This window comes from Rothia sp. (in: high G+C Gram-positive bacteria) (assembly GCF_015265375.1).
Taxonomy (GTDB): Bacteria; Actinomycetota; Actinomycetes; order Actinomycetales; family Micrococcaceae; genus Rothia.
Window position 1 is genome coordinate 1 of the sequence record NZ_JABZXW010000005.1, and the last position, 24213, is coordinate 24213.

At 59.0% G+C, this 24213-nt stretch carries 20 protein-coding genes and 1 other RNA gene; 1 reads left to right on the forward strand and 20 read right to left on the reverse strand.

What is annotated here, in order from left to right; genetic code table 11:
- Positions 1-49 precede the first annotated feature (49 nt).
- From HXO69_RS01465 to glf, 20 genes are all read right to left on the reverse strand, one after another.
- Positions 50-646, reverse strand: a complete 597-nt coding sequence (locus tag HXO69_RS01465; RefSeq protein ID WP_070629388.1) for a hypothetical protein — start codon at positions 644-646, stop codon at positions 50-52.
- Positions 647-1254: 608 nt separating this feature from the next.
- Complete coding sequence (locus tag HXO69_RS08950; RefSeq protein WP_070738812.1) at positions 1255-1446, reverse strand: recombinase family protein; 192 nt, start codon at positions 1444-1446, stop codon at positions 1255-1257.
- Positions 1447-1452: 6 nt separating this feature from the next.
- The gene (locus HXO69_RS01470) at positions 1453-1986 is read right to left on the reverse strand and encodes a restriction endonuclease subunit S (RefSeq protein WP_168166576.1); all 534 of its coding nucleotides are present in this window, start codon (positions 1984-1986) and stop codon (positions 1453-1455) included.
- Positions 1970-3793: an N-6 DNA methylase gene (locus HXO69_RS01475; protein WP_070738814.1), complete on the reverse strand. Its 1824-nt coding sequence runs from the start codon at positions 3791-3793 to the stop codon at positions 1970-1972. The genes HXO69_RS01470 and HXO69_RS01475 overlap by 17 nt, the downstream gene beginning before the upstream one ends.
- A gap of 690 nt (positions 3794-4483) precedes the next feature.
- Positions 4484-4856, reverse strand: a transfer-messenger RNA (tmRNA) gene (gene ssrA, locus HXO69_RS01480).
- A 313-nt stretch (positions 4857-5169) separates the two neighbouring features.
- Entirely contained in the window at positions 5170-6057 is an 888-nt protein-coding gene (locus tag HXO69_RS01485) for a DUF4190 domain-containing protein (RefSeq protein WP_049345766.1), read from the reverse strand.
- Positions 6058-6296: 239 nt separating this feature from the next.
- Positions 6297-6752, reverse strand: coding sequence for a DUF4190 domain-containing protein (locus HXO69_RS01490; RefSeq protein ID WP_049345767.1), 456 nt, complete (start codon positions 6750-6752; stop codon positions 6297-6299).
- Positions 6753-6906: 154 nt separating this feature from the next.
- Complete coding sequence (smpB, locus tag HXO69_RS01495) at positions 6907-7401, reverse strand: SsrA-binding protein SmpB (protein ID WP_005505423.1); 495 nt, start codon at positions 7399-7401, stop codon at positions 6907-6909.
- A gap of 19 nt (positions 7402-7420) precedes the next feature.
- Positions 7421-8548 carry a peptide chain release factor 2 gene (gene prfB / locus HXO69_RS01500; RefSeq protein WP_049327697.1) on the reverse strand — a complete coding sequence of 376 codons (1128 nt, stop codon included), beginning with the start codon at positions 8546-8548 and terminating at the stop codon, positions 7421-7423.
- Between the two features lie 246 nt (positions 8549-8794).
- On the reverse strand, positions 8795-9424 hold the full coding sequence (locus HXO69_RS01505) for a pilus assembly protein TadG-related protein (RefSeq protein ID WP_296544891.1): 630 nt from the start codon (positions 9422-9424) through the stop codon (positions 8795-8797).
- Positions 9387-9836, reverse strand: coding sequence for a pilus assembly protein TadE (locus tag HXO69_RS01510; protein ID WP_239663307.1), 450 nt, complete (start codon positions 9834-9836; stop codon positions 9387-9389). Before HXO69_RS01510 ends, HXO69_RS01505 begins: the two co-directional genes overlap by 38 nt.
- 37 nt (positions 9837-9873) lie before the next feature.
- Complete coding sequence (locus tag HXO69_RS01515; RefSeq protein WP_296544928.1) at positions 9874-10329, reverse strand: TadE family protein; 456 nt, start codon at positions 10327-10329, stop codon at positions 9874-9876.
- Positions 10329-10556: a hypothetical protein gene (locus HXO69_RS01520; RefSeq protein WP_005505403.1), complete on the reverse strand. Its 228-nt coding sequence runs from the start codon at positions 10554-10556 to the stop codon at positions 10329-10331. The genes HXO69_RS01515 and HXO69_RS01520 overlap by 1 nt, the downstream gene beginning before the upstream one ends.
- A 108-nt stretch (positions 10557-10664) precedes the next feature.
- Entirely contained in the window at positions 10665-11597 is a 933-nt protein-coding gene (locus tag HXO69_RS01525) for a type II secretion system F family protein (protein WP_296544892.1), read from the reverse strand.
- Positions 11594-12448: a type II secretion system F family protein gene (locus HXO69_RS01530; protein WP_049354294.1), complete on the reverse strand. Its 855-nt coding sequence runs from the start codon at positions 12446-12448 to the stop codon at positions 11594-11596. Before HXO69_RS01530 ends, HXO69_RS01525 begins: the two co-directional genes overlap by 4 nt.
- Positions 12448-13710, reverse strand: coding sequence for a CpaF family protein (locus tag HXO69_RS01535; protein ID WP_296544893.1), 1263 nt, complete (start codon positions 13708-13710; stop codon positions 12448-12450). Before HXO69_RS01535 ends, HXO69_RS01530 begins: the two co-directional genes overlap by 1 nt.
- A 464-nt stretch (positions 13711-14174) precedes the next feature.
- The gene (locus HXO69_RS01540) at positions 14175-14948 is read right to left on the reverse strand and encodes an ABC transporter ATP-binding protein (protein ID WP_005505398.1); all 774 of its coding nucleotides are present in this window, start codon (positions 14946-14948) and stop codon (positions 14175-14177) included.
- 4 nt (positions 14949-14952) lie between these two features.
- Positions 14953-15834 carry an ABC transporter permease gene (locus HXO69_RS01545; protein ID WP_296544894.1) on the reverse strand — a complete coding sequence of 294 codons (882 nt, stop codon included), beginning with the start codon at positions 15832-15834 and terminating at the stop codon, positions 14953-14955.
- Positions 15831-17837: a glycosyltransferase gene (locus HXO69_RS01550; RefSeq protein ID WP_296544896.1), complete on the reverse strand. Its 2007-nt coding sequence runs from the start codon at positions 17835-17837 to the stop codon at positions 15831-15833. Before HXO69_RS01550 ends, HXO69_RS01545 begins: the two co-directional genes overlap by 4 nt.
- Positions 17838-17839: 2 nt before the next feature.
- The gene (glf, locus tag HXO69_RS01555) at positions 17840-19027 is read right to left on the reverse strand and encodes a UDP-galactopyranose mutase (protein WP_070848099.1); all 1188 of its coding nucleotides are present in this window, start codon (positions 19025-19027) and stop codon (positions 17840-17842) included.
- Between the two features lie 644 nt (positions 19028-19671).
- On the opposite strand from glf, the gene HXO69_RS01560 reads away from it, so the two are divergent.
- The gene (locus HXO69_RS01560) at positions 19672-24204 is read left to right on the forward strand and encodes an FtsK/SpoIIIE domain-containing protein (protein ID WP_296544898.1); all 4533 of its coding nucleotides are present in this window, start codon (positions 19672-19674) and stop codon (positions 24202-24204) included.
- The last annotated feature ends 9 nt before the right edge of the window (positions 24205-24213 follow it).

Genomic DNA, 24213 nt, shown 5'->3' on the forward strand with positions numbered 1-24213 from the left:
CCCCCCCCCGCCTCGCTATGTATCGCTATGAGAGCAAGCGTTGTCAGTTTTAGGACAGCATGGTGAGGGTGCCGAGCAGACCCAGCAGGCTCAGACCCGAGATGATGTACGCCAGAATGTTGAAGGTCGTCATCTTCGAGGTGTACTTGGTGACGTGACCGGCGTTCACCTTCGCCGAGTAGATGGCAAGCCAAATGGAAACACCGACCGGGATCAGGCCCACGAGCAGCAGAGCAATCACCATGATGTTGGGGCTCAAACCGGAGCTATACGCAGAGGAGCTATAGCCGCGGGAGTTGAGCGTTGCTTCAGAGTGGAGTGCCGCTACCTGAACCCACGCGTAGAGGGTCAGCGCCAGGGCGCCCAGGGAAGCGCCGAACGCGCCGATGGAGTAGAAGTAGCCGGGGCCGCGGAAATCACCGGTGGTCTCGCCGTAGGGGCGGCGGTGCTCAGCCGGCACCCGGTAGATGTCCGGGATGCGCTGGTAGCTGTCGTCGCGGTCGCGCACGTTAGCGGGTGCCACGCCCAGGGCGGGTGCGGGTGCTGCGCCGAGGGGAGCGCCGGGTGCTACGCCAGCAGGTACCGGCTGCGGGGAGTTTGCGTTGTTCTGCTCCGGGAAGGAGGGGGCGGGAATCTGGTTTTCCATGGTGTGTCCTTGAGTGGTCGTCATAGCGGGTATGTAGCTACCGCGTCGTAGCGGTGGCGTCCCTATGACCGGCTATTCTGTGGCTCGTTTGGTGGCTCTGTGGTTGCTCTCGAATGTTGCCGGTGAGATTGAATGAACAATCAACGCCGAACAACGATATTTACCCTTCGATACTACGCCATAGGGTGCGTTTTCGTCTTCTCTGATGACGTTCTCATTACAATGCGGTCACCTGAGCACCCTCCAAGCACGCAGGCACGCCCCGAGTGACACCGAAATTGGGCATAAAAATACCCGGCAGGTGACACCGTGGGGCGTCCTGCCGGGTGGTAGAAACCTACCGCGGTTCTTCCTCTTAGAAACTTCTAAGCGATGTTTTACACACTAGGTCCTTTAGGGGGTCCCTTAGGGAACTTTGAATCACTCTCAATCGTCCTTCTGGCTGCAAAAGTGACCAAAAGACCTCCTAAAATTGCACTTAGAATTGATACTGGATTAAAGAACTCCCCGTCTCTGGCAAATGAGATAATCACCCAGAACACCGGAACAATAGTGAGAAAAAATCCTAGTGTAAATATATTCTTCGTACGCATTGGACCTCTCCCAGGTTAAAGAGTGAGAGTGCAGGACACTGCTGCAACAGCTAGCGCAGCGGCAACTGGACGGCTCCAATTGGTGCCGCTGATTGTGTCGCTGTGGAGGTGCTGGGCGTCGCATCCCGCGTCGAGCAACGCCTCGCGCTGGGTCTCGAGCGGCTGGCCCTGGCGGGCGGTTGAGACGCGGGAGTATCCAATCTTCATGGGTGGTCACCTTACTTCCACGCTGATGAGATGGCTCAGCGTTTCCTTGCTCGTGTCCAAGATGTCCTGCATGTAGGAGTCCATGTAGTCCCAGTCGGGCTTGCCGTCGGAGGTGGCGGGGAGTTGCATCTCATCGTCGACGATTCGCTTCATCGAGATCGAGTCCGACCAGGAGTATTTCTGACGCAGTGATGCCCTGAGCGCCGCGATGAGGAACAGGTGTACACACTCGCTGACCTGTTTCTCGCCTTTGACGTACAGAGCGATGTTGTGGCTATCGTTCGAGCAGAAGTTCTGCTCCTGATAGGTGAAAGTCAGCGTTTTGCCGCCGATCATGATGCACCCGCCCTTGTCGAGCCACTCGGGTGGGCACGAGATGTACGTCAATACGCCGTTGTTCTTCTCAGATGCGGTGACATATGGTGTCGTTCCGCTATCGGGAATGATGTCCCTCTGCACGATGCTCTTTGTGTTCGACATTTCGAACACGTCGACGAGAGGGAACGTCCTCCAGTTTGTGGTCTCAATTGAGTTCATCATGACCGCCATCCTGATTCATAGAAACCTGATTCATAGAAACCTGAACTCGCCCATGCTCCGCGCTCACCGAGCTCGAGTACATGACCGTCTCGAGGAGCTTCTCGCCGAACTCCTTGGCGTCGATGCCCTGCTGGAACATGAGGTAGTTCAGGGCCGTCCGTTTGAAGTCCTCCTCGAAGATCTCGAAGGGCTTCTGCGGGAGCTGGTAGGACAGGTGCTCGGTGGGATCGACCCACTGGCAGGTGTCGTCGCCCGATTGCTTCTCGACCACGTCGATCCAGTGGTCCTCGATGGAGGCCCATCGGCCGTACACGTCGTGTCGGCCCTTGTTCTTGACCGTGGCGAGGCCGTCGCTCTCCATGTGACAAGCGAAGATCTCCTTGCCATCCTGCGGGATGCCCGTCTCGAACACGAAGATGCTCGTCGTGATGCCAACCTTGAAGAACAGGTCCTCGGGGAGCTTGATGATCTTGCGCAGACGGTGGTGGGCGAGGATGCGCCTCATCTGCGCCTTCGACGCCTTCTCGAGCTTCTTGTCGGGCAGGATGAAGGCGCAGGCGGTGCGGGCGGGCACGCTGTCGAGCACGTTCTCGACGATCTGCATGCACCCGTACTTTTTCTCGAAGGGCGGGTTCATGAGCACTTTGGTGATGTCCTGGCGGGCGATCCACTTGGCGGCATCCTCGTAGCGGGCGTCGAGCAGCTGGAGGTTGGTCTTTCCATCCTTGTGGATGAGCATGTTCGCGCAGGCCAGGGCGTAGATCTCGCGGTCGTTCTCGATGCCGAAGAGCTGGCTCTGCTTGATCTGCGTGGCCTTGTCGGTCTTGGTGCCGCCGGCCTCCTGGATCATGTTGGCCATCGCCTTGACTAGGAAGCCGCCGGACCCGCAGGTGGCGTCGAGCACGCGGTCGTCCTGGTTGACCTCGAGGATGCGGTACATGAAGTCCGTGATGTGCTCGGGGGTGAAGACCTGCCCCTGCTCGGACTTCCCCTTGTATCGGTTGAACTCATTGAAGAAGATGCCCATGACGTCCTCGCCTCGCCACTCGGAGGAGTTGACGCACTCAGAGATCTCGACGACCCAGCCGATGAAGGCGTTGATCGCGGCCTGGTTGTCCGTTGTGTTCATCTTGATGGTGGAGTATTCCTCCAGCAGGATGTTGATCTTGAAGTTTTGGTTGCGGCTGTCCTCCAGCGACTTGGAAAGCGTCGAGATGATCACCGCCTGGAATGCCTCATATCCCATGTCGACGCAGCGTGACAGCCCCCCGCCGTAGCGCTCGGCGACGAGCGCGCAGGCGGTGAAGATCATGCGGTGGTAGAGGTTCTTGACGCCGAACTCGAAGTGCAGGCAGTTGTTGATCCTTGAGGTGAGCTCGTAGATCCGTTGCTTGTCGATCGCCTCGGCGTTGAACAGGTCGAGGTAGTACTCGACGTTGTGCAGGATGTTGCTGCCCTGTGCCTTGTACTCCTCCTGACCCTTGAACACGCGCGTGTCGTCGCCGTTGTAGAGCACGCCCACGACGTTCTTGTATCTGCGCTGGAGGATGCGTATGTTCTTGAGCAGTTCATCGACGTGGCCTGTTTTGAGCACGATACGGCTGGCCTTGGTCTCCAGCACGACGGCGGGGTCGTTCACGTTGTCGGGCAGATACCACCCGTCCGGCTTGTCCGCCACACCCTTGAAGCCCAGCTGGTTGAACGTCGTGAGCTGCCCGACGCCAGAGACGACCCCCGGCCTGTCCTCGAAGTCGAGGATTCCCCTGGCCTTGTCGCGCACCTGATCTTCGGTAAGGCCCTCCGCCATCGCCACTCCTTTGCTACCAATGTCAATAAATCGGTCGATTTCGAACCCCTAGGAACAATGTAGGCTGCTGGGTTCAGTAAGACTCAGAACCTGTTCCATAATCGGTGTCCGACCACCTGAGTGTATCATCATTGACAACATTATCGATATCAAATACTTCTAGCGGGGAAGCCAGACCCAAATCACCATGTGGGTGACGGATATCGGGCTGAAGTTCATAGCAATGCAAAGATGAAAACCTTACTATCCGGGACATCGACGGTGCTGTACTCGAAGCGTGCATTTCGCTCATAGACAGCCCCATCGAAATAGCACACATCCTTGTCGAGTCAGCTGTGTCTTTTATCCTCGAGTTCGTCAGGGAGGTAGTCTCTGAATGAGGACCAGCTACCCCAATATCAACCCTCTAACGAATGGGGAGAGATAGATCAGCCCTCGAAATCAACGACATGTGAGTCGTCATTCTCTGATGACATTCTCATTACAATGCGGTCACCTGAGCACCCTCGGGCACACCGGTACACCCCAGAACAGACCGACAATACAGACCGACAATTGGGCATAAAAATACCCGGCAGGTGACGCCGTGGGGCGTCCTGCCGGGTGGTAGAAACCTACCGCGGTTCTTCCTCTGGATTGGAACCGATAATCACCGCCGCACCCCATACGGGATAGCGGACGGTTGGGAGATCGTGGAGATGCGGGGAATCGAACCCCGGTCCGATGTGGCGTCAACGGGGCTTCTCCGTGCGCAGTTTATGCGAACGCTACTTTTCGGCTCCGGTACTTGCATAAACACATATACCGACGAACCTAGTCACGTAAAAGTCCCGCTAACCCCCGCAACAAGGGCTAGCAGCAGTGGCCTTTTAAGTCGATGCCGGTAACTGAGCCAAAGGCATGCTCAGGCCGACAGACGGCAACTCGCGCTTAGGCAGCGAGTGCGAAGTCAGTGCGCTTAGATTCTGCACTTAATTTTTTGCAGAGGGCGTTAACGAGATAACCCTGCATCCTCGGCACGCTTCACCCATCTCAACTCACATCGTCGAAACCGATCATCCCCCTATGCTTTTATCAAAAAGCCCACCGTCTTCTGAAAGTTTTCCTCGACATACCTTGATGCCGCGGTGCCATTCAAACACGGTAGAGATTCAGTATATCTAAGATGTTTAACGGCGTGCAAGTCCCCCACCCACGCAGGTACACCCTCCGCTAGAGGCGAATAAAGCGAACAGATCAGCGCAGCAGCAACACCATAGCCTGACACAGCGCATAAAAAACAGGGTGAGGCTCCCCAGATCATCTGGGAGCCCCACCCCGTTCGCGTACCGCACCGGGTAGCCAAAATTAGGCAGTCAAAATTAGGCGGTCAAACCTTAGCGGTGAGCCGGAACAGTCATGCGGTTGTTCGGGTTGTCACCAATCTGGCAGACCACGTTACCGTGACCGTCCTCGGTACCAACCTCAAGGCATTTCTCAGCGGTCTGGAAGAAAGAAATGTATACGAAAAGCATGCAAATCGAAATCAGGACAGACACCGCACCGGTGATAATACCGGTCAGCGCGAATGCCTTACCCGCGCCAACTTCCTTAGTCTTCTTCAGGGACAGCGCACCCAGAATAATCGCGGCAATACCCAGCAGAATACCAAATACGAGGAAACCGGTCAGCACAGCCGCAATACCGAGGATCATCGCAGCCAGCGCCATGCCGGGAGCCTTCTTCGTCACGGGAGCCGCATACGGGTAACCCGCGGGCTGGCCGTAACCGTAAGCATCCTGCTGGGGCTGCTGCTGGTAAGAGTTCTGCTGGTAGTTGTAGTCAGCGGGCTGCGCCTGGTAGGAAGCCTCCTGGCCGTAACCGTACTGGTTCTGCTGAGCGGGCTGCGCCTGGTAGGAAGCGTCCTGACCATAGCCGTACTGCTGCTGAGCCTGACCGTAGGTGTTCTGAGTCGCAGCGCCCTGGGCGGAGGTACCCTGAGCTGCGTTCTGGCCGTAAGCATTCTGCGAAGAAGACTGCGCACCGAACTGACCGTACTGGTTCTGCTGGGCCGAGTTCTGCGGAGTAGCGTTCTGTTGCTGTGCCTGGCCGTAGGTGTTCTGAGCGGATGCGCTCTGACCGTAATCCTGGCCGTAGGTGTTCTGTGCCGAAGGAGCCTGGCCGTAATCCTGACCGTACGAGCTCTGGGCGGAAGAATTAGGCTGCTGAGCAGCGTAGGGGTTCTGTGCGTTCCCCTGGTTGTTTCCGTAGTTATTCTCAGACATCCGTCGTTCTTTCCTTCACAGTTGCAGCGAACAATTTATACTCGCCCAACGCACCATTGCGCGCTGAGTTCGGTTCCATTATATAAATAAGCCGCCATTTGGGTCATCTATGAAGTCCAAGATTCCAGAATCATCCCCCAGAATCCACCAATCGGGCAGAATCAGCGCAGAAACAGAGCAAGGGACCGAATAGTTCAACACTATTCGGTCCCTTCACGTCTCTATATGCTCAACGCGGCTTAGCGGCGGGCAGCGTCGTAGTCCTCGGGAGTCAGGGTCATGGTCTGACCGGCCATGGTGCACACGTAGTTACCGTTCGAATCCTGCACCGCGTTCTCAACGCACTGGCTCGCGAGAACAATGCCGAGCACCATCATAGCAGCAGCAGCAATCATGCCCAGCGCGCCGGTAACAATACCACCAATCGCCATGCCCTTACCGGATGCGGTACCGTTCTTCACCTTCACCAGAGCAACAATACCCAGGATCACGCCGACCAGGCCCAGAACAGCACCAAAAAACATCAAGCCAGTGAGCAGACCAATAATACCCAGAATCAGCGAAGCAATCGCCAGAGCCGAGCTCGGGGTCGGCTGGTAGCCGGGGTAACCACCCTGCATGTTGTATGCCGGTGCCTGCTGCGGTGCGGGGATGAACTCGCCCGGGTTCTGCTGGTAGTTCGGGTTCTCAGACATGTGTCTCCTCAAAAATGTATGGTGCTCACGGTACACCGCGAATTTTCAACCATTATACGCGAGGAACCGCACCCGGGCCCCAGCCGCAGACCCCAACGAGATAGGGACCAGCTGATAGGGACCGGATAATTAGCTCCCCGCCGTTGCCTCAGCCCTAGCCGAGGTTGCGGTAACGCATCGCGCGGCGCGCCTCCAGGTCATCCTGACGCTCACGCAAAGCCTGACGCTTATCGTACTCACGCTTACCGGTCGCCAAAGCAATCTCAACCTTCGCACGACCATTCGAGAAGTACAGCTTCAAAGGAACCACCGTGTAACCAGTCTCCTTCAGCTTCTGCGCCAACTTATTAATCTCAGAACGATGCAGTAGCAGCTTACGGCGACGACGAGCCGCATGGTTCGTCCACGTACCGTAACCATACTCCGCAATATGAATGCCCTCGAGCCACATCTCGTTATCGGTCACCTGGCAGAAACCATCCACAATGGACGCCCCACCATCACGCAGAGACTTCACCTCGGTACCCAGCAGAACAATGCCCGCCTCATAGGTATCCACAATGTTGTAGTTGTGGCGAGCCTTCTTATTCTGGGCAATAATCGCGTTATTCGGGTCCTTCTTCGCGTCTTTCTTCTTTTTCTGAGCCATCACTCATTCCTTATACGTCTTAGCTCTCTTCAGCCGCGCGCCCCGAAGCACGCCAGCGAATACCAGCATCAATAAAGGCGTTCAAACCGCCATCCAAAACATTAGAGGTATTACCCTCCTCATAGCCGGTACGCAGATCCTTCACCATCTGGTACGGATGCAGAACATAGGAGCGCATCTGGTCACCCCAGCTTGCCTTAATATCACCGGCAAGCTCCTTCTTCTTCGCGTCCTCCTGCTCCTTACGCAACAGCAACAGGCGAGACTGCAGCACACGCAAAGCCGCCGCACGGTTCTGCAACTGCGACTTCTCATTCTGCATCGACACCACAATACCGGTCGGCAAGTGAGTCATACGCACCGCCGAATCCGTCGTATTCACCGACTGACCACCCGGGCCCGACGAGCGGAACACATCCACCTTAATCTCAGACTCGGGAATCTCAATAGCATCCGTCTGCTCAATCAGAGGGATCACCTCAACCGCCGCGAACGAGGTCTGGCGGCGGCCCTGATTATCGAACGGCGAAATACGCACCAGACGGTGAGTACCCGCCTCCACCGACAGGCGGCCAAAAGCGTACGGCGCGTTCACCTCAAAGGTCACCGATTTTAGGCCCGCCTCCTCAGCGTAGGAGGTGTCCAGAACCTTCGTCGGGTAGCCATTCTTCTCCGCCCACCGCAGGTACATGCGCAGCAGCATCTCCGCGAAATCAGCAGCATCCACGCCGCCGGCGCCCGAACGAATCGTCACCACAGCCTCACGCTGATCGTACTCACCCGACAGCAGCACCAGCACCTCAAGCTCCTCCAGCTTGGCGCGGATCTCACCGCACTCACGCTCAGCATCAGCGAGCAGCTCGGCGGCAGTTTCCTCATCCTCCGCTTCGGCAAGCTCCACCATCACCTCAACATCATCAATGCGAGAAGACAGCGAACGCAGACGATTCAGCTCCGACTGCTTATACGACAGGGCGCTCGTCACCTTCTGCGCGTTCTCCACGTCATCCCACAAATCGGGTGCGGCAGCCTGCGCAGACAGGTCTTCAATGGCGCGCTCAATCCCCTCAATATCGCTCACAGCAGCAATAGAGGTGAAAATCGCGCGAAGCTCTTTAATCTCAGCAGAAAAGTCGAAGGATGCCATAGCCTTTAACACTATCGCGAAAATGCCAGAAAGTCCCGCCGTTACAGCCCGCAACAGCCCACAGCGCAGAAGGATGATGCAGGCAGAGGGCAGAACCCGCGCAACGAAGACCTAAAAAGGGCATAAAACGAGGGCGCATCCGCTAGCCGTTACACTACCTTGCGGATGCACCCTCGCAGTCTAAGGGGCTCACAACACGCCAATAAGCGGGTAAGTCGATATGCCCGTGCGCCGTTGATGGACGCACTAATCGGTGGACGGGCCCTGATTCATCTTCAAACGCGACGAACCGTGAGCGGTTACCTCAATACCATCAGGCACCAGAATCGACAGCAGCGGCGGACGAATACGAGCCGACAGGTACACGTGCACACTGTGATCAGAATCTACGGACACGTTCTCCAGGCGCAACGCCTGAAAATCCTGCCCCGGCTGAACCTCAGCCAGGTACGCACTCGCGTACTCCCACGCCGCCGAACCACTCGCTTCATCCGGAGTGCGCATCGTGCGGGTAATCGAGTTCGCCTGAGCGTCCGCCACATCCTGCAGATGCTGAGTCTGCAGATACGCGCCCGTAATCGCCACAGTCACCGAACCGATGAGCAACAGCAACGCCAGCATGCCCACAATCAGCGGGGCAATGCTGCCCTCTTCCGGGTTTGAGGCGAGGCGGCCTGATGCGAGCGGGTCAGAGTCGAGGCGGCCTGAGGCGAGCGCCCGCCTCTGCGCACGGGCACGAGCCTGCATGTGGGCACGAGCCCGACGGTGTGCGTTAGCGTATCGCTCCCACACAGAGGAAAGCAGGCGAGCCGGCGATAACAGGCGAGCGGGCGAACCATTAGGAATCAGCATGACCAGACCCCCAACTCGTCGCATGAGAACTCACCGGAATCACGCCGCCACCCATAAACGAAGGCAGCAGCGGCAGACGCGCCTGAACCGTCACCGTGGCGTACGCCTTCGTACCCGAGACGCACTCCCCCGACGAACAGCTCAACGACACGCTCACATCGGACGGGTCAACCCCGTAATCCGCTGCGGCGTGCACCGCCAGACGCTTAGCCAAATCCGGGCCCACCGACGAATCCTGCGGCTGCTCCTGCACATACAGCACCACCTGGGCGCTCGCCGCATGAGCCGCCATCACCGAAGACTGCAGGCTAAAAATCGTCAGAATGCCGTAGAGCACCGGGATGAGCAGAGTAATACCCAAACCCAGGAACTCCACAATGGCGCTACCCTCTTCAGGATTGTGCTGGTTAGAAAGAGGCCGGTCAGAGCGGCTCATCAGGCGTTCCTTCACCCGCTGCCGAAGCGAAAAGCCACTAATCACCGGAACGATGCTCCGCATAAATCGCATGCCCCTTCACCTCAATAGAATCCGGAAAACCCCACGGGCCCAACACCGGCAACGGAGACTTCACCGTCACCTCCAAAGTGCGCACGCCCGTAGAATCACTACTCTGACGGTACGAAATATTCTCAGCATACGAAGACGGAAGAACCCCCTCAATCATCTGACGGGTACGCTCCATGCCCTCCTGCGGAGTGCGGTCACGCATCGTACCGTACCGTGCCCCAGCCGCCGCAGCATCCACCAACATGGTTCGTGCATACAGAGCGAAAGAAACCTGCAGAATCGCCATGGTCAGCAACACCAGCAGGGCACCGACCATGACGAACTCCGTGCTGGCATCACCGCGCTCGCTATCCTCCACAGAATGTTCCGCGGAGGATAGATCAGCGGCAGTCAGCTCAGAAGCGATGCGGGGCTTACGCATCACTGGTGAACCAGAGCGATTGCGTCGTTGAACATCTTGGTCAGAGCGGGCTGAGCAATCGCCAGGATAGCTGCAACCAGCACGGCGCTCATCATGGTGATCATGACCCAGCCGGGCACGTCGCCGCGCTCGGGGTCGTCCTGCTTGTTCTTCAGGCGCAGAGCCAGCACGGATGCGATAGCCAGGGCGATCAGCACGGTCAGGGTGGTGCGGAAACGACGGAACATTGTATTCTCCTTCTCTCAAAGGGTGTAGTGTGTGGTTGGTGCGGCACGCCGGGCAATCAGCCCAGCCCACCGCGGTGCAGCCGGTACGGTGTGTACCCGCCGCAAAATCTAAAAGTTCAAACGCATGAGCGACAAGCCGGGGAATACCGCGAAAATCACCGTCAGCGGCAGGATGAAAAACACCACCGGGGCGAGCATCGCAATCTCCTTCTTACCGGCTGTTTCCATCAGCTCACGCTTAGCGTTATCGCGCACATCCTGAGCCTGCGCACGCAACACATCAGCTAGAGGGGTGCCGCGCTCAATCGCCACGGCAATACCCTCAACGAAGCGGCTCAGCGCCGGAACGCGAGTACGCTCCGCAAACTCCTGCAGCGCGCTCAACAGCGAAACGCCGGTGCGGGTCTGCGCCAAAATCTCCGAAAACTCGCGAGCCAACTCGCCGCGCGAAGTCAGACAGATACGCTCCAGTGCCGCCAGCGCCGACTCGCCCGCCGTCACCGACAGAGCCATCATCTCCGCCAGCGCAGGGAACTCAGCAACCAGCTGCTTCTCACGCTTAGTCACTACCTCGCCCAGCCACCAGTCACGCGCCAGAAAGCCGCTCAAACCGCTCACCAGCACCAGTACAAGAGCCACCAGGATGGAGAAACGCTCCTGCACCACACCGATAACGGTCAGGGCGCTCATGACGGTCACACCGGCAAGCGCCCACAGCAGTTGCTCAGCACGAAACGCGCTCACACTCTGCGAAGAACCAGCACGGCGCAGACGCTCCTGCACCGAACTATCACTCAGCGACGAACCGCTCAACGACGAAGATAGCGAACGAAGCAGCGGCGCACAGAACGCCGAAATCGCCTCCAACAGGCTCGGCTCACGACGCTCCTGCTCCTTCAACAGCGACTCACGCAAAGTCTCACCGCGCAGCTGCGATGCCACACGATCAGAGAACGAAATACTGCGAGTATTCAGCACCGAGGAAAGAATCAGACCCACGCCGGTCGCCAACAGCAGACCAAAAATCAGAGGCAGGTTCATCCGAAAACCCTCCGTTCACGCGGCAACTCACCAATACGCAGCATCAGACGGTACGCCGCCAAAGAAATAGCGGCACCGGCAATCATCAGCATCGCACCGGCAAACGAGTTATACACCATACGCGCGGCAGGCTGAGTCGCCATCAGACACAGCACAAACCACGGCGCCACGCAGGAGAGGCGAGCCGCATTCACAGTCCACGACTGACGCGCCAGAAGCTCCGAACGGGTACGCGCATTCTCACGCAGAAAATCGCTCAGCGTGCCCAGCAGCTTACCCAGGTCCGAGCCGCCCACCTCGCGGGCAATCTTCAAAGCCTCAATGATGGTGTCCGCCACCGGGTCAGAAAGGTACTCCTTCAGCCGGTTCAGCGAGGGCACGAACTCACCCGAGGCGCGGTAATCACGCGAGAAATGGGCGAAGGCGTCACGCAGCTCTTCCGGGCCGCGGTAGGAGAGCTGAATCAGCGCCTCCGGCAGGGACAGACCCGCACGAATCGCCGAACGCAGGTGGTCCACCGCATCCGGCCACAACTGCCAAATACGGGCATCCGCCGCGCGAGCACGATGATTCACGACCACGCGAGGCGCCACAAAACCACCAATCAGACCCAGCAGACCCAGCGGCAGCAGCTGAGTGACCATCAGCAACAAAACCGAGGCAGTCACACCGCTGGCAACGCTCACCCACATGAACGTGCGAGGGGTCAACGAATGCATGCCCGCCTTACGAAGAGCAATCACCAGCGCCGGGTCATTACTCGGCTTCGGCGGCTTGCCGTTATCAGGAAAGCAAGAGAGGTAAATCAGGCAGACGCCCAACCCCAAAATTAGGCTCAGAAACAGAGGCATTACTGGCCCGCCTTCGCCGCAGCCAGCACCTGCTCGGGGCGGTGACCGGCACGAACCCAACGATCCGGGTTCGGCAACTCCAACGCCACGCACACCATCCGGCCATCACGGCGCACAAACAGCGGGGACATCTCAATCACGCCGTCCTCAACGCGACCGCCCAGCATGCTGATCTCTTCGACCTGACGCTGACCGCGCGAATCACGACCGCAATGCACCACAATGTCAAAGCAGGACGCCACGGTCGGCACCACGAACGCCGAGGAAATATTCTCGCCCGCCAACAGCGGCAGGGTGCAAATCTTCGTCACCGCGTCACGTGCCGAGTTCGCGTGAATCGTGCACATACCCGGCAGACCCGCGTTGAGCGCAATGAGCATGTCCAGGGATTCCGCCTCGCGCACCTCACCAATGAGGATGCGGTCCGGGCGCATACGCAGCGCCTCCTTGACCAGGCGGCGCAGCTCAATCGCGCCGGTGCCTTCAAGGTTCGGCTGGCGGCACTGCAGACCCACCACATCGCGCAACGGAACCGCGAGCTCAAAAATTTCTTCGCAGGTAATCACACGCTCACGCGGCGGAATGGATGCCGACAGGCAGTTCAGCATCGTGGTCTTACCCGCCTGGGTTGCGCCCGAAACGAGGATGTTCATGCCGCTCTCCACCGCCGCGTGCAGCAGGGACGCCGCGCCGGCACTCAGCGAGTTCATACGCACAAGGTCGGGCAGGCGGCGGGCACGCACCACGAACTTACGGATATTGATGCTCGTGTGCCTGCGAGTAATATCCGGAATCACCGCGTGCAGGCGGGAGCCATCCGGCAGGGATGCATCAACAAACGGGGAAGAAAGGTCCACGCGGCGACCCGAAGGCTTGAGCATGCGCTCCAGCAAGCTATTGATCGCCTCGGCGCTCAGGTGCAGACCGGTCAATTCGCTTTCGCCGTTACGGGCGATAAAGATTTCGTCGGGAGAGTTGATCCAGATTTCTTCAACGCTCTCGTCATCGAGAAACGGCTGAATCACGCCAAAGCCGCAGATTTCATCGTGCAGGCGCTGAATCACGGATTCGCGGTCACCCAAATCCGGCAGGGAAATGCGGGTGCGCCGCTGCTCATAATCGTTCAGGTGCTCGTCAATGAGCCCACGCACCGCATGCTGGTCCTCGTGCGGATCCAGGCTGCGGTAGCGCATTGCCTCACGGATATTCTCCTCGAGCAGACTTAGATGCTCCGCCCGGGTATCCAGTACGGTGTTCTCCATTGAAATGATCCGATGCTGTGTGTGGTGTGGTTGTGTGGAATACGGTGAGGCATTGATACATCAATGCCACCATCACCCTACCCTCAGCGCATCAAATTTATCAAAATGTAATAAAACACCCCTTAATATTTACAAGTATAGTATTTGACTATTTTTGATACATGGAACTGCACATATCGTTACCTAATGTGCACCAACATTCAAAACGCCTAGTCAGCTGTGACTCACAGAACAGTTGCAGGTACGCACCTCGAACCGCTCACCGCTAATCACTGCCATATTGCACTCGGTGCACACGTAACATTTCGTCTTAAAAGCCGCAGCCTCCCCTGCTAAAACGCAAGAACCCTACCCAGCAGCACATTCCCGGGCACAACTTTCGGGCGCTCCTTCCCGGGCACAGCAAAGGGGCGTGCACTCCCCCATCGGGAATACACGCCCCATCACCAGCAATCATCTAGCGGTTAGTCGCCGCCTCGAATCACTTTCACGGCTTCCTTAATCGGACCGTCAAAACGCAGGTTACCGTGCTCCAGCACCACGCCGCGGTCACAAATCTTAGACACCAAATCCAGGTCGTGGCTCACCACGGCAAGAGTCTTACCGGCAGAGCACAGCTCCTGAATCTTCGCAATACACTTCTTCTGGAATGGCTCATCGCCCACCGCAAGAATCTCATCCACCAGGAAGATATCCGGGTTCGTATGCACCGCAACCGAGAAGGCCAGACGCAGATACATACCCGAAGAGTAGAACTTCACCTCGGTATCGATAAAGTCGTGAATCTCAGCGAAATCCACAATCGAATCGAAGGAAGCCTCAATCTCATCCTTGGTCATACCCAAGATTGCGCCGTTGAGGTACACGTTATCGCGGCCGGTCAGATCCGGGTGGAAACCAGCGCCCACCTCAATCAGACCCGCAATATTGCCGCGAGTAAGAACCTCACCCTCATCAGCGCGCATCACACCAGAAATCATCTTCAGCAGCGTGGACTTACCCGAGCCGTTCAGACCCAGAAGAGCCACACGCTCGCCCTGACGAATATCCAGGCTCACGCCATTGAGCGCATTGAACTTCTCCGAAAGATCACCCTTGCGGCCCTTAATCAGCCAGACAAAAGCTTCCTTCATCGAACGAGTGTGGCGCAGAACGAAGCGCTTCACCAAATTCTCCACGTGAATCACCACGGGAGCGTCCGGGCTCACCGGCGGGAACTCAAGCTTCTTAATATCCACAGAATCAGAGCTCCTGGGCGAAGTTGCCCTCAAACTTACGGAAGAGCAAATCACCAATCAAAACGGTCAGCAGAGAAATACCAATGGCAATCGGAGTCCAGAAGCTGAAGAGATGCGGAACCACCTGCGAAGCAGGAAGCGCCAAATCCTCAGGACGGAGCGTCGGATGCCAGAAGCCATAGTGGAACAGCTCCACCGCCACAGTCAACGGGTTCATCATGAACACGTTGAACACCCACGGGTAGAGAGTGTCACGCACCATGGTCCATGAGTACAGCACCGGGGCGAACCAGGTAGCCACCATCAGCAGCATGTCCACGATGTTCTCCGAATCTCGGAAGAACACGTTAGCCACACCGAAAATCAGACCCAGACCGTAGGACAGCAGCATCACAATCAGCATGCCCGCCAGAATCGACTCAAAAGCCAACAAGGACGGATGCCAGCCCACCGCAAAGCACGCCAGGAGCATGACCACAATCTGCGGCACAAAATGCACCAGAGCCACCCACACCGTCGACAGCGAGAACAGCTCACGCGGCAGATAAATCTTGCGAATCAGAGCGCTGTTAACCACCATGGCGCGAGCACCATTACCAAAACCCTCCGAGAAGAAGTTAATGGCAATCATGCCCGAGAAAAGATACACAGCATAGTTGTGCATACCGCGTTCCAGGCCAAGGAAAAGACCCATGGCAATGTAGAACACCAGGAACTGCACACCCGGCTTGATGTAGGACCACAGAATACCCAGCACCGAGCCGCGGTAGCGGACCTGGATTTCCTTATCGACCAGAAGTCGAAGCAGGTAGCGATTCTTCACCGCATCCAGAATGCCGCGGCCGCGACCGGGCGCCTTCAGGGGAACAGACTTCAAATCGCTCATCGGGTCAGCTCAGAATCCGTATGCTCAGCGAAGGTCTTAGCCCACGCATCGTAGGACGCAACCTCAGCAGCCTTCGAACGGTACTGCTCACGCAGCTTCTCCCAGCCGGTCACCAGCTGGACGTGCAGCTTAGCAGCCTGAGCCAGCTTCGACTTGAGCTGCTCCGGGTCGCGGCGGTACCAGAACAGGCCGGTACCCTCAGCGTTAGTCGCCAGAGCCGAATCGAACTTCGACAGGGTCCACCAGTTGGTCTCACCGTAGTTCAGCTGAATCTGCGGGTGAGCCTTCGCCTCTTCGCTCACCGGCTTGAACAGCTGACGAGCAACAGTCTTCGCGGTCCAAGAAGCAAGCTTCTTGTAACCGGGAGACGCGAAGGAACGGCGGCCACGGAACGGAGGCTTCTTCGTCTGAATAGCCGGGAAGTCATCCACGTTCGGCTTCACCTGAGACTCCGGGTACTCCTTAGCCATCGCACGAATCACCGGCAGACGCTGCGAGAGCGAGGGATGCAGGTGATCGGGGCCGGAGAGCAGATCCTCCAGCGCCATCAGGCGGCCAGCCTCGGTGTAGTACTGCATGGACAGGGTGTGCTTGACATCCAAGAACAGGGACTCCAGCAGCACGCGGCCACCCTTATCGAAGGGCGAGTGCAGCAGTGCGGTAATGAGGCGGTTGCGCTCGTGGTAGTACGCCTGCCAGCCGACGGAGTCGTCCTTATCGGTCCAGGAAACGTGCCACACGCCCGCGCCGGGGAAGGACACGGTAGCGAAGCCCGCAGCCTTAGCGCGCAGACCGTACTCAGCGTCATCCCACTTCAGGAACAGGGGCAGGGACAGACCGATTTCCTTGATGACGGCGGTCGGGATGAGGCACATCCACCAGCCGTTGTAGTCAACGTCCACGCGGCGGTGCAGCCACGGGGTGTTACGCAGGTTGTGGTGGCCCAGGTTGTGGCCCATCGCCATGTCTTCGTGCGGCTTAGCGTAGAAGTTACGCCACGGGTCAACGACCTCACCGAACGCGTGCAGGACCGAGCGGTCGAACATGTCGAACATGTGCGCACCCACGATGGTGGGTTCCTTGCAGTAGTTCGCGAAGGTCACCATACGCAGGATCGACTCGGGCTCCACGATGACGTCGTCATCGAGCAACAGCACGTAATCGGAGCCGTTGTTGACGGCCTCAAACATGCCGCGCGAGAAGCCACCGGAACCGCCCAGGTTACCCTGGTTAATGATGCGGAACTTACCGGAGAGAGGCTTCACGACCTCTTCAAAGTCCTCGTGGTCCTGCACCTTCTGGGTGCCCTGATCCACAATCAGGAACTCGTGCACAGCATCGAAAATCTCGGGGCTCTCACCCAGAGCACGAATGTTGTTGATGCAGTACTCTACCTTGTTCATGGTGGTAATCTGCACGGTCGCCTGACCAGCCTTCACGTCTGCGCGGGGCTCAATGTCGCCCAACCAGTTCGCTTCAACCAGCTCAAGGTCAGTAGTGCCCGCCAGGTCGAACCAGTACCAGCCACCGTCACCGAACGGTGCCAGGGGCAGGGTGAAGGTGTTGGTCTCCTCGCCGGAGAGCAGCTTCGCATCCACGCGCTGAATCACGCCACGGCCATTGGACTTATACACAATGACCATGCCCTCGCCGCGAGTCTGAACGCTCAGAGTGACCTTCTTCAGGTCAGTCCAACGGCGCCAGTACGAGGCGGGGAACGCGTTGAAGTACGTACCGAAAGACAGGCTCTGACCCGCGCTCACGGTGATGGAACGGCGGCTGTTCAGGTTATTAGCGGCATCACGGTTTGCGCTGGCGCTCGACACAGACTGACCGGAGGTGTTCATCGCCTCCGCAATGGAGGTCGAAGCATCGCCGTCAATACGGGTGGGCAGCTGAACGCCGGTCGCGACACTCGCGTCCACGTACAGGGGCACAACGTCAGTCTCAACCGCGCTCGGGAAAATAACCCGCTGCAGGTTCTTCAAAGTCTTATCAGCCATGGTTATGCGTCAACACCACCGGACTCGATCTTCGCACCGTTAGCGAAGTGCGGGCGGATCTTGTTGTCAAACATGGACAGTGCAGCACCGATAGCCATGTGCATATCCAGGTACTTGTAGGTACCCAGGCGGCCACCGAACAGCACGTTGTTCTCGCCCTTAGCCAGGTCGCGGTACGCCAGCAGCTTCTCACGGTCCACGGAGGTGTTGACCGGGTAGTACGGCTCGTCGCCCTTGTTCGCGAAGCGAGAGTACTCGCGCATGATGACGGTTGCGTCCTTGGTGTAGTCACGCTCGGGGTGGAAGTGACGGAACTCGTGGATGCGGGTGAAGGGAACATCAGCATCGGGGTAGTTCATCACGGAGCAGCCCTGGAAGTCCTCAATCGGCAGAACTTCTTCTTCCAGGTCGATGGTACGCCAGGACAGGTCGCCCTCAGCGTAGTCGAAGTAGCGGTCAACCGGACCGGTGTAGACCACGGGAATCTGACCCAGAACGTTCTCGCGAGAGTACTGGTGACCGGGCTCGAAGAAGTCAGTGTTCAGGTGCACCTCAATGTTCGGGTGCGCCGCCATGCGCTCCAGCCACGCTGCGTAGCCGTCAACGGGCAGACCCTCGTACTTGTCGTTGAAGTAGCGGTTGTCGTAGTTGTAGCGAACCGGCAGGCGGGAAATGATGGATGCGGGCAGCTCTTCCGGCGGGGTCTGCCACTGCTTAGCGGTGTAGTGCTTGATGAACGCCTCGTACAGGGGGCGGCCAATCAGGGAGATACCCTTATCGTTCAGGTTCTGCGGGTCGGTACCAGCCAGCTCGCCAGCCTGCTCAGCGATAAGCGCCTTTGCCTCTGCCGGAGAGTAAGCTGCGTTGAAGAACTGGTTGATGGTACCCAGGTTAATCGGCATGGGGTAGACAATGCCGTTATGGCGGGTGTACACGCGGTGTACGTAGTTGGTGAAGTCAGTGAAACGGTTCACGTACTCCCAGACACGCTCGTTGGAGGTGTGGAACAGGTGCGCACCGTAGCGGTGCACCTCGATACCGGTCTGCTTCTCCTTCTCGCTGTATGCGTTACCACCGATGTGGGAACGGCGGTCCAGCAGGGCAACCTTCAGGCCCAGCTCAGTGGCAGCCTGTTCTGCGATGGTCAGACCGAAGAGGCCCGAACCGACTACTACGAGGTCAGCGGTCAATGTTTTCTCCTGTATTATCACGGCGCACCACCCCTTCTGCGAGGGCGGTATTCACCTACCAGATTGGACACATCCGAGTGTTCTCAGTCGCGCCGCAATCCGCACGGGTGGGCGTAAAAAGCCCCTCCCGTGATGGATATAGTCATAATCTAAGATACCCGTTTATCATGCGTCACGCATACTTATGACGTGTTTTTAGTGGCTTTTGGACTATTGTTCGCGCGCTCTTTCTCAGGGTGAATATTCTTCACGAACCCCGAGGTCAAGCGGGTCTGCGGGGGCTCATTTTTCTGTGGATTTTGTTGTTCCACCGGGGGTGAAGAATGTTGGTTTACGGGTAAATATTCATTGTGGTTAGCTATCGCGATTTTGCCGTGCCACCAAACAATCGATGGGGCGAGATCATGAAATACCTCGGGTGTTACGGTCCCACGCGGGCATCGATGAGGATGCGCGAGTGGACTTAACGTAGATGACCCAGTGGGCGTGGTGCGGGGCTTTTTGAGCGGTAATCCGGGCAGTATTTCGGCGGGTTATCCACAGTTTTTTGAAAAACAGAGCGAAAAATTCAAAAAATACGAATATTTTAGGTTGCGAATAACCTATTTGTTGAACTTTGATGCTTTTTAATGTTTTCTGAGGGTATGACTCTCTTCTTTCTCGACCACCACAACACCACCGACGCGCTCCCCTACCCCCGCGTCATCCGCCTCGACGGTGAGGCGGCACCCCACGGGGTACAGCTTCAGCCGGCACACGCGGGCGACGATTCCTCCCTGGAACAGGCACTCAACCAGGCTCTACAGCACTCTGAAACCGGTGCGCCCCTCACCGCGAAGGACACCCCGTTTCAGCTATTCCCCCTGCGCGAGGGCGCCGAACTGGAGACCCCGCAGAACACTTCTGAGAATGGTGTCTCTGAACGAATCGTGTCCGAATGTAATATTCTCGGCGGCAACGTTCCAAAGGGATTTCAGCACCCCAACGCACCCGCTGTCAGCGTGCTGCGCATCCTGCGTGGCCCCGACGCGGGCGCGTCCTTCCCCATCAGCCGCGGCCGAACCAGCCTCGGCAGGGCGGCGCTAGCTCCCCGCGGAGGAGAACAGCCGCGCCATATTCACCTGCAAGATCCCTTCCTCAAGCCGGTGCACGGTAGCTTCTACGCCGATAGCTCCGGCATCCGCTGGGTTGAGAAGCAATCAGCTGAGCGCACGAACGACGAGAAGGTACAAGGCGGCACGAAGGGGCAGGATTCCGAGCCGCGCGTCCTGCGCTGGGACGAGCCCTTCCGCCTCGGCTCCTCGCTCTGCGTGCTCACCTCCCCCACCGGTCACAGCAACCACACTGCAGAGAAGGCGAGTGCGCCCGCCGCTACCTCCTGTGAGCCCGCGCAGACGCTCGCTCCCCTGGGAGATGCGGGCAACCCCTTTGAGCCGGTGGTGGTGAACCCGCCCGCGCCGCGTAAGCTCAAGCAGATTCTGTTGAGCGTGTGCCTGCCGATTGTGGTGGGTCTGATTATTGCGCTGGTGACCGGCATGTGGTTCCTTCTGCTGATGTCTGCGGCGTCTTCGCTGCTGATGCTTCTGCATTTCTTTGGCGGTCGGGCGGAGAACCGTGCCGCCTCGCAGCAGACTCATCAGGCGGCGGCGCAGGAGAAGGAACGTGCCCTCGCCCTGGCGACTGCGGGCGACGTAGCACTTTCGGACACTTCGGGTCTGAGTGCTTCTCGGTACCCGGCGATTGTGCTCGGGTGCGGTCCCCGCCAGCCCTACCTGCGCGGCCGTAACCTCCCCCTGGGCTCCCTGGAAAAGCAGGATGCGCCCCACTATCTGCCCCTGCCTGCCCCGGCTCTCGGTCACTATCTGAGGCTGGAGGAGGCGCATCTGCGCGCCTACCTGGTGCAGCTGGTGGCTGGGTATCCCGGTGCGGTGCACGTTCTGCTGGCGGGTGTTCATCATGCTGAACAGAAGCGCATGAACGCCCTGTTGCAGACCCTTGCCGTGGTGCCGGGCGTGAGTGTGCACTGCCTGCCGGGTACGCAGCAGGAGAAGCACCTGCATTCCCTGCAGAGTAGCCTGCAGTCGGAGCTGTCCGCCTCTGTTCCGCCGTTGATTCTCATGCCGCAGCATGCGAGCGCGGTTTACGCTCCCCTGCTGACCGCACTAACCTCCGAGGCTACCACTGAGTCTTCGCAATCCCGCGCGTTCGTCTCCCCGCGTGAGCAGAAGATGAGCGCTCCGGCGCTCTGCGTGGTGGGCGGTACCGAGGCTGATAGCCCGGCCTCTGCACCCGGTGCGCTTTTTAGTTCCGCCTGGATTGAGTGTACGAGCGAGGGTAGCCACCGCCAAAGCATCCGCTACCGCGCGCAGGGTTATGCGGCACCTCCGGTGCAGCCCACCGAGGGTGTCTACCAGGTGCACCCGCTGGCGTGTGAGGGTCTGTGCCAGCACGCCGACGGCCTGGGCATTGAGGCGTTCTGTGCCGCTCTTGAGAACCTATACCGTGCCGGATGCGAGCAGGAACAGGGTGCGCTCGGTGAGGCTCAGGTGCACCAGTCGGCGCATCTATTCTCTTCCCTGCAGGTGCAGAGCGCGCGGCAGAAGAGCCGCACCGATGACATGGCGGTGGAGTCCGTTCTGCAGCGATGGTCGGCACAGCGTTACGCCTCCGATATTCGCTGCTACCTGGGTGTTTCTTCGGGTGGCTCGCTGAATATCGGTCTGTCTGAGCACGGACCCCACTGGTTGCTCGGTGGCACGACCGGTGCCGGTAAGTCGCAGCTTCTGCGTTCGCTGGTGCTCAGTGCCGCCCTGCGTTACCCGCCCGAGCGCCTCGGCCTGATTCTGGTGGATTTCAAGGGCTCCGCGGGTTTGGGTCCCCTAGCCCAGCTGCCACATGCGCTCAGCGTCTTGAGCAATTTTGATGTGTCCGCTGTGGAGCGTGCCCTCGAATTTTTGCGCGCCGATATTCACCGCCGCGAGGTGGATCTGCAGGCGCTCGGTGTGAACTCTTACCGCGACTACCTGGCGTCATGTCAGGCGGCGGGTACGACTCCGCGCTACCCCGAGCTGCTGATTGTGGTGGATGAGTTCCGCATGCTCATCGATTCCATGCCGGACGCTATGGCTGAGCTGATGCGCATCGCAACGATTGGTCGTTCGCTGGGTCTGCACCTGGTGTTGGCGACTCAGCGTCCGCAGGGCGCTATTTCGCAGGATATTCGCGCCAATATTGCCACGAGCATTTGCCTGCGTGTGGCGAGCGCGCAGGATTCCTATAACCTGCTGGAGCATGAGTCTGCGGCGTATATTTCGGCGGCGCATCCGGGTGCCGGGTACGTGCGCCTGCCCGATGGTCGTTCTCTGCCGTTCCGTGCCCCGCTGGTGGATGCGGTCCCCTCGACCAGCGATGCCCGCCCGGTACAGGTGCTGGGTCTTGAGGAGGGCGGCTGGCATGAGCTGACTGTCGCCTCCCCCGTTCAGCAATTGGGCGGGAATGAGGATGAGCTGCTGATTCGTTCGGCTCAGCAGATTCGTGCGCTCTATGAACGCGAGTACGCTCCGAGGGGTGCGCAGAAGAGTGCGGCGGTTCAGGATGAGTACTGCCCGATCCCGCCGGAGCTTCCCGAAAACACCCCGCTCCCGGTGTTGGAGGTGCAGGATAACGAGCCGGCTACGTACGGTATTGACTCGGCGGCCACCCCTCAGGAACCTGGTGAGCCCAACACCACCCCCGAAGGCTACCTGCTGGGCGAGCTGGAGATTGCCCGCTACGGCGTGCGCCGCCACATTAGCTGGTCGGGACATCAGGCACTGGCGCTGCTGGCGCAGAACGCCGAACGAGCCCCGATGCTTTACGGGCTCTTGGCTCAAGCGTTCGCCGCAGGCACACCAGTTATTCTGCTGACCTCCGACGGCGCGCTCCACCGCGACCTGGAGCCCTACGCCGGCGCCTTTGAGTCGCTCGTGGGCGCGCAGGAGCTTTCGCATCTGCGTTTCTGCCTGGAGGAGCTGCGCGTCCCGAACCTGTGGGGCACCGAGGCTTCCACCCGCCCGCTCATTGTCGTGGACGGCCTGGACAGCTGGCTGGAGGCACTGGTCCGCCAACCCGATACGGAGAATCTGCTCTACGACCTGCTCTCGCAGGGGTGCCGTCGCGGCTATTCGGTGGTGTTCACCTCCGCGTTGAACCCGCGCGGTCGTTTCGTTGCTGCGGCGCATTCCACGCTGTTGAGCCGCCGCTTCTTAGACGCCGACCTGATGCGTTCAACGAGCAAGGACTACCCGACCCCAGCGCAGAGCCACTACTGCGTGGAGGGTGCCATTAACGAGGAGTTGATCGGGGATCAGCCGCTGAGCGCTTCGATTCTTTCGCCCTGCGTTGCGGGTTTCCAGGAGCTGATTCAGATTCTGCGGGGTAACGCCGCGAGCGCTTCTAACGGTTCAGCCGCTCGCCCAGGCACACTGTTGAAGCAGTTCCCCGAGTACTACCGCATGCCCTCGACCGAGTATGTGACTGCTGCCCACGCCGCATGCAATCCGCAGGGCGCTAAGCTGCTGGTCGCGTTTGACCGTCGGCAGATGCCGGTGTGGATGAGCGCCCCGGCTGGCGCTGTGGTTCCGGTGCAGGGTTCCCGTTCAGCGGGTAAAACCACCCTGCTAGAGAGCATTGCTCAACTCAACCCCCAATTGGAAACCCTCGTCATTGAGGGTTCTGGCGGCACTTCGGGTGATGGCGGAGCGTCGGGCGAGCCGCCGAGCGTGGAGCGTACCCGTGCACTCCTGGACTCGGTGAAGAACCCCGCGCACACGCTCGTGCTCATTGACGACCTGCAGTACCTGCAGCCCGCCGTTCAGCAGCTGCTTCTGGAGCGTCGAGGTGAGTTCCGTGCCATGCTGGTCGCCTACACGCCCTGGCCGAGGCGCGCCTCCTCACCCCTGCTGGCTGCGCTCATGGGATGCTCGCGTGCGCTCCTGCTCGCGCCCACCTCCCTGGCGGACGCCGACATGTGCACGGTGACCGCGCTACCGCTGGATCGGTTCACGCAGGGTGAGCAGCCCGCAGGTCGCCTCGTGGTGGTGGACGGCGCCTCCGTCTATGCGGCGCAGGTTCCCCTGGCGCTGAGCCCGGTAGCGCAGGCGGCTACGCCCGTGCAGAAGGTGCCGGCAGCGGTCTAGGGTTTAGTG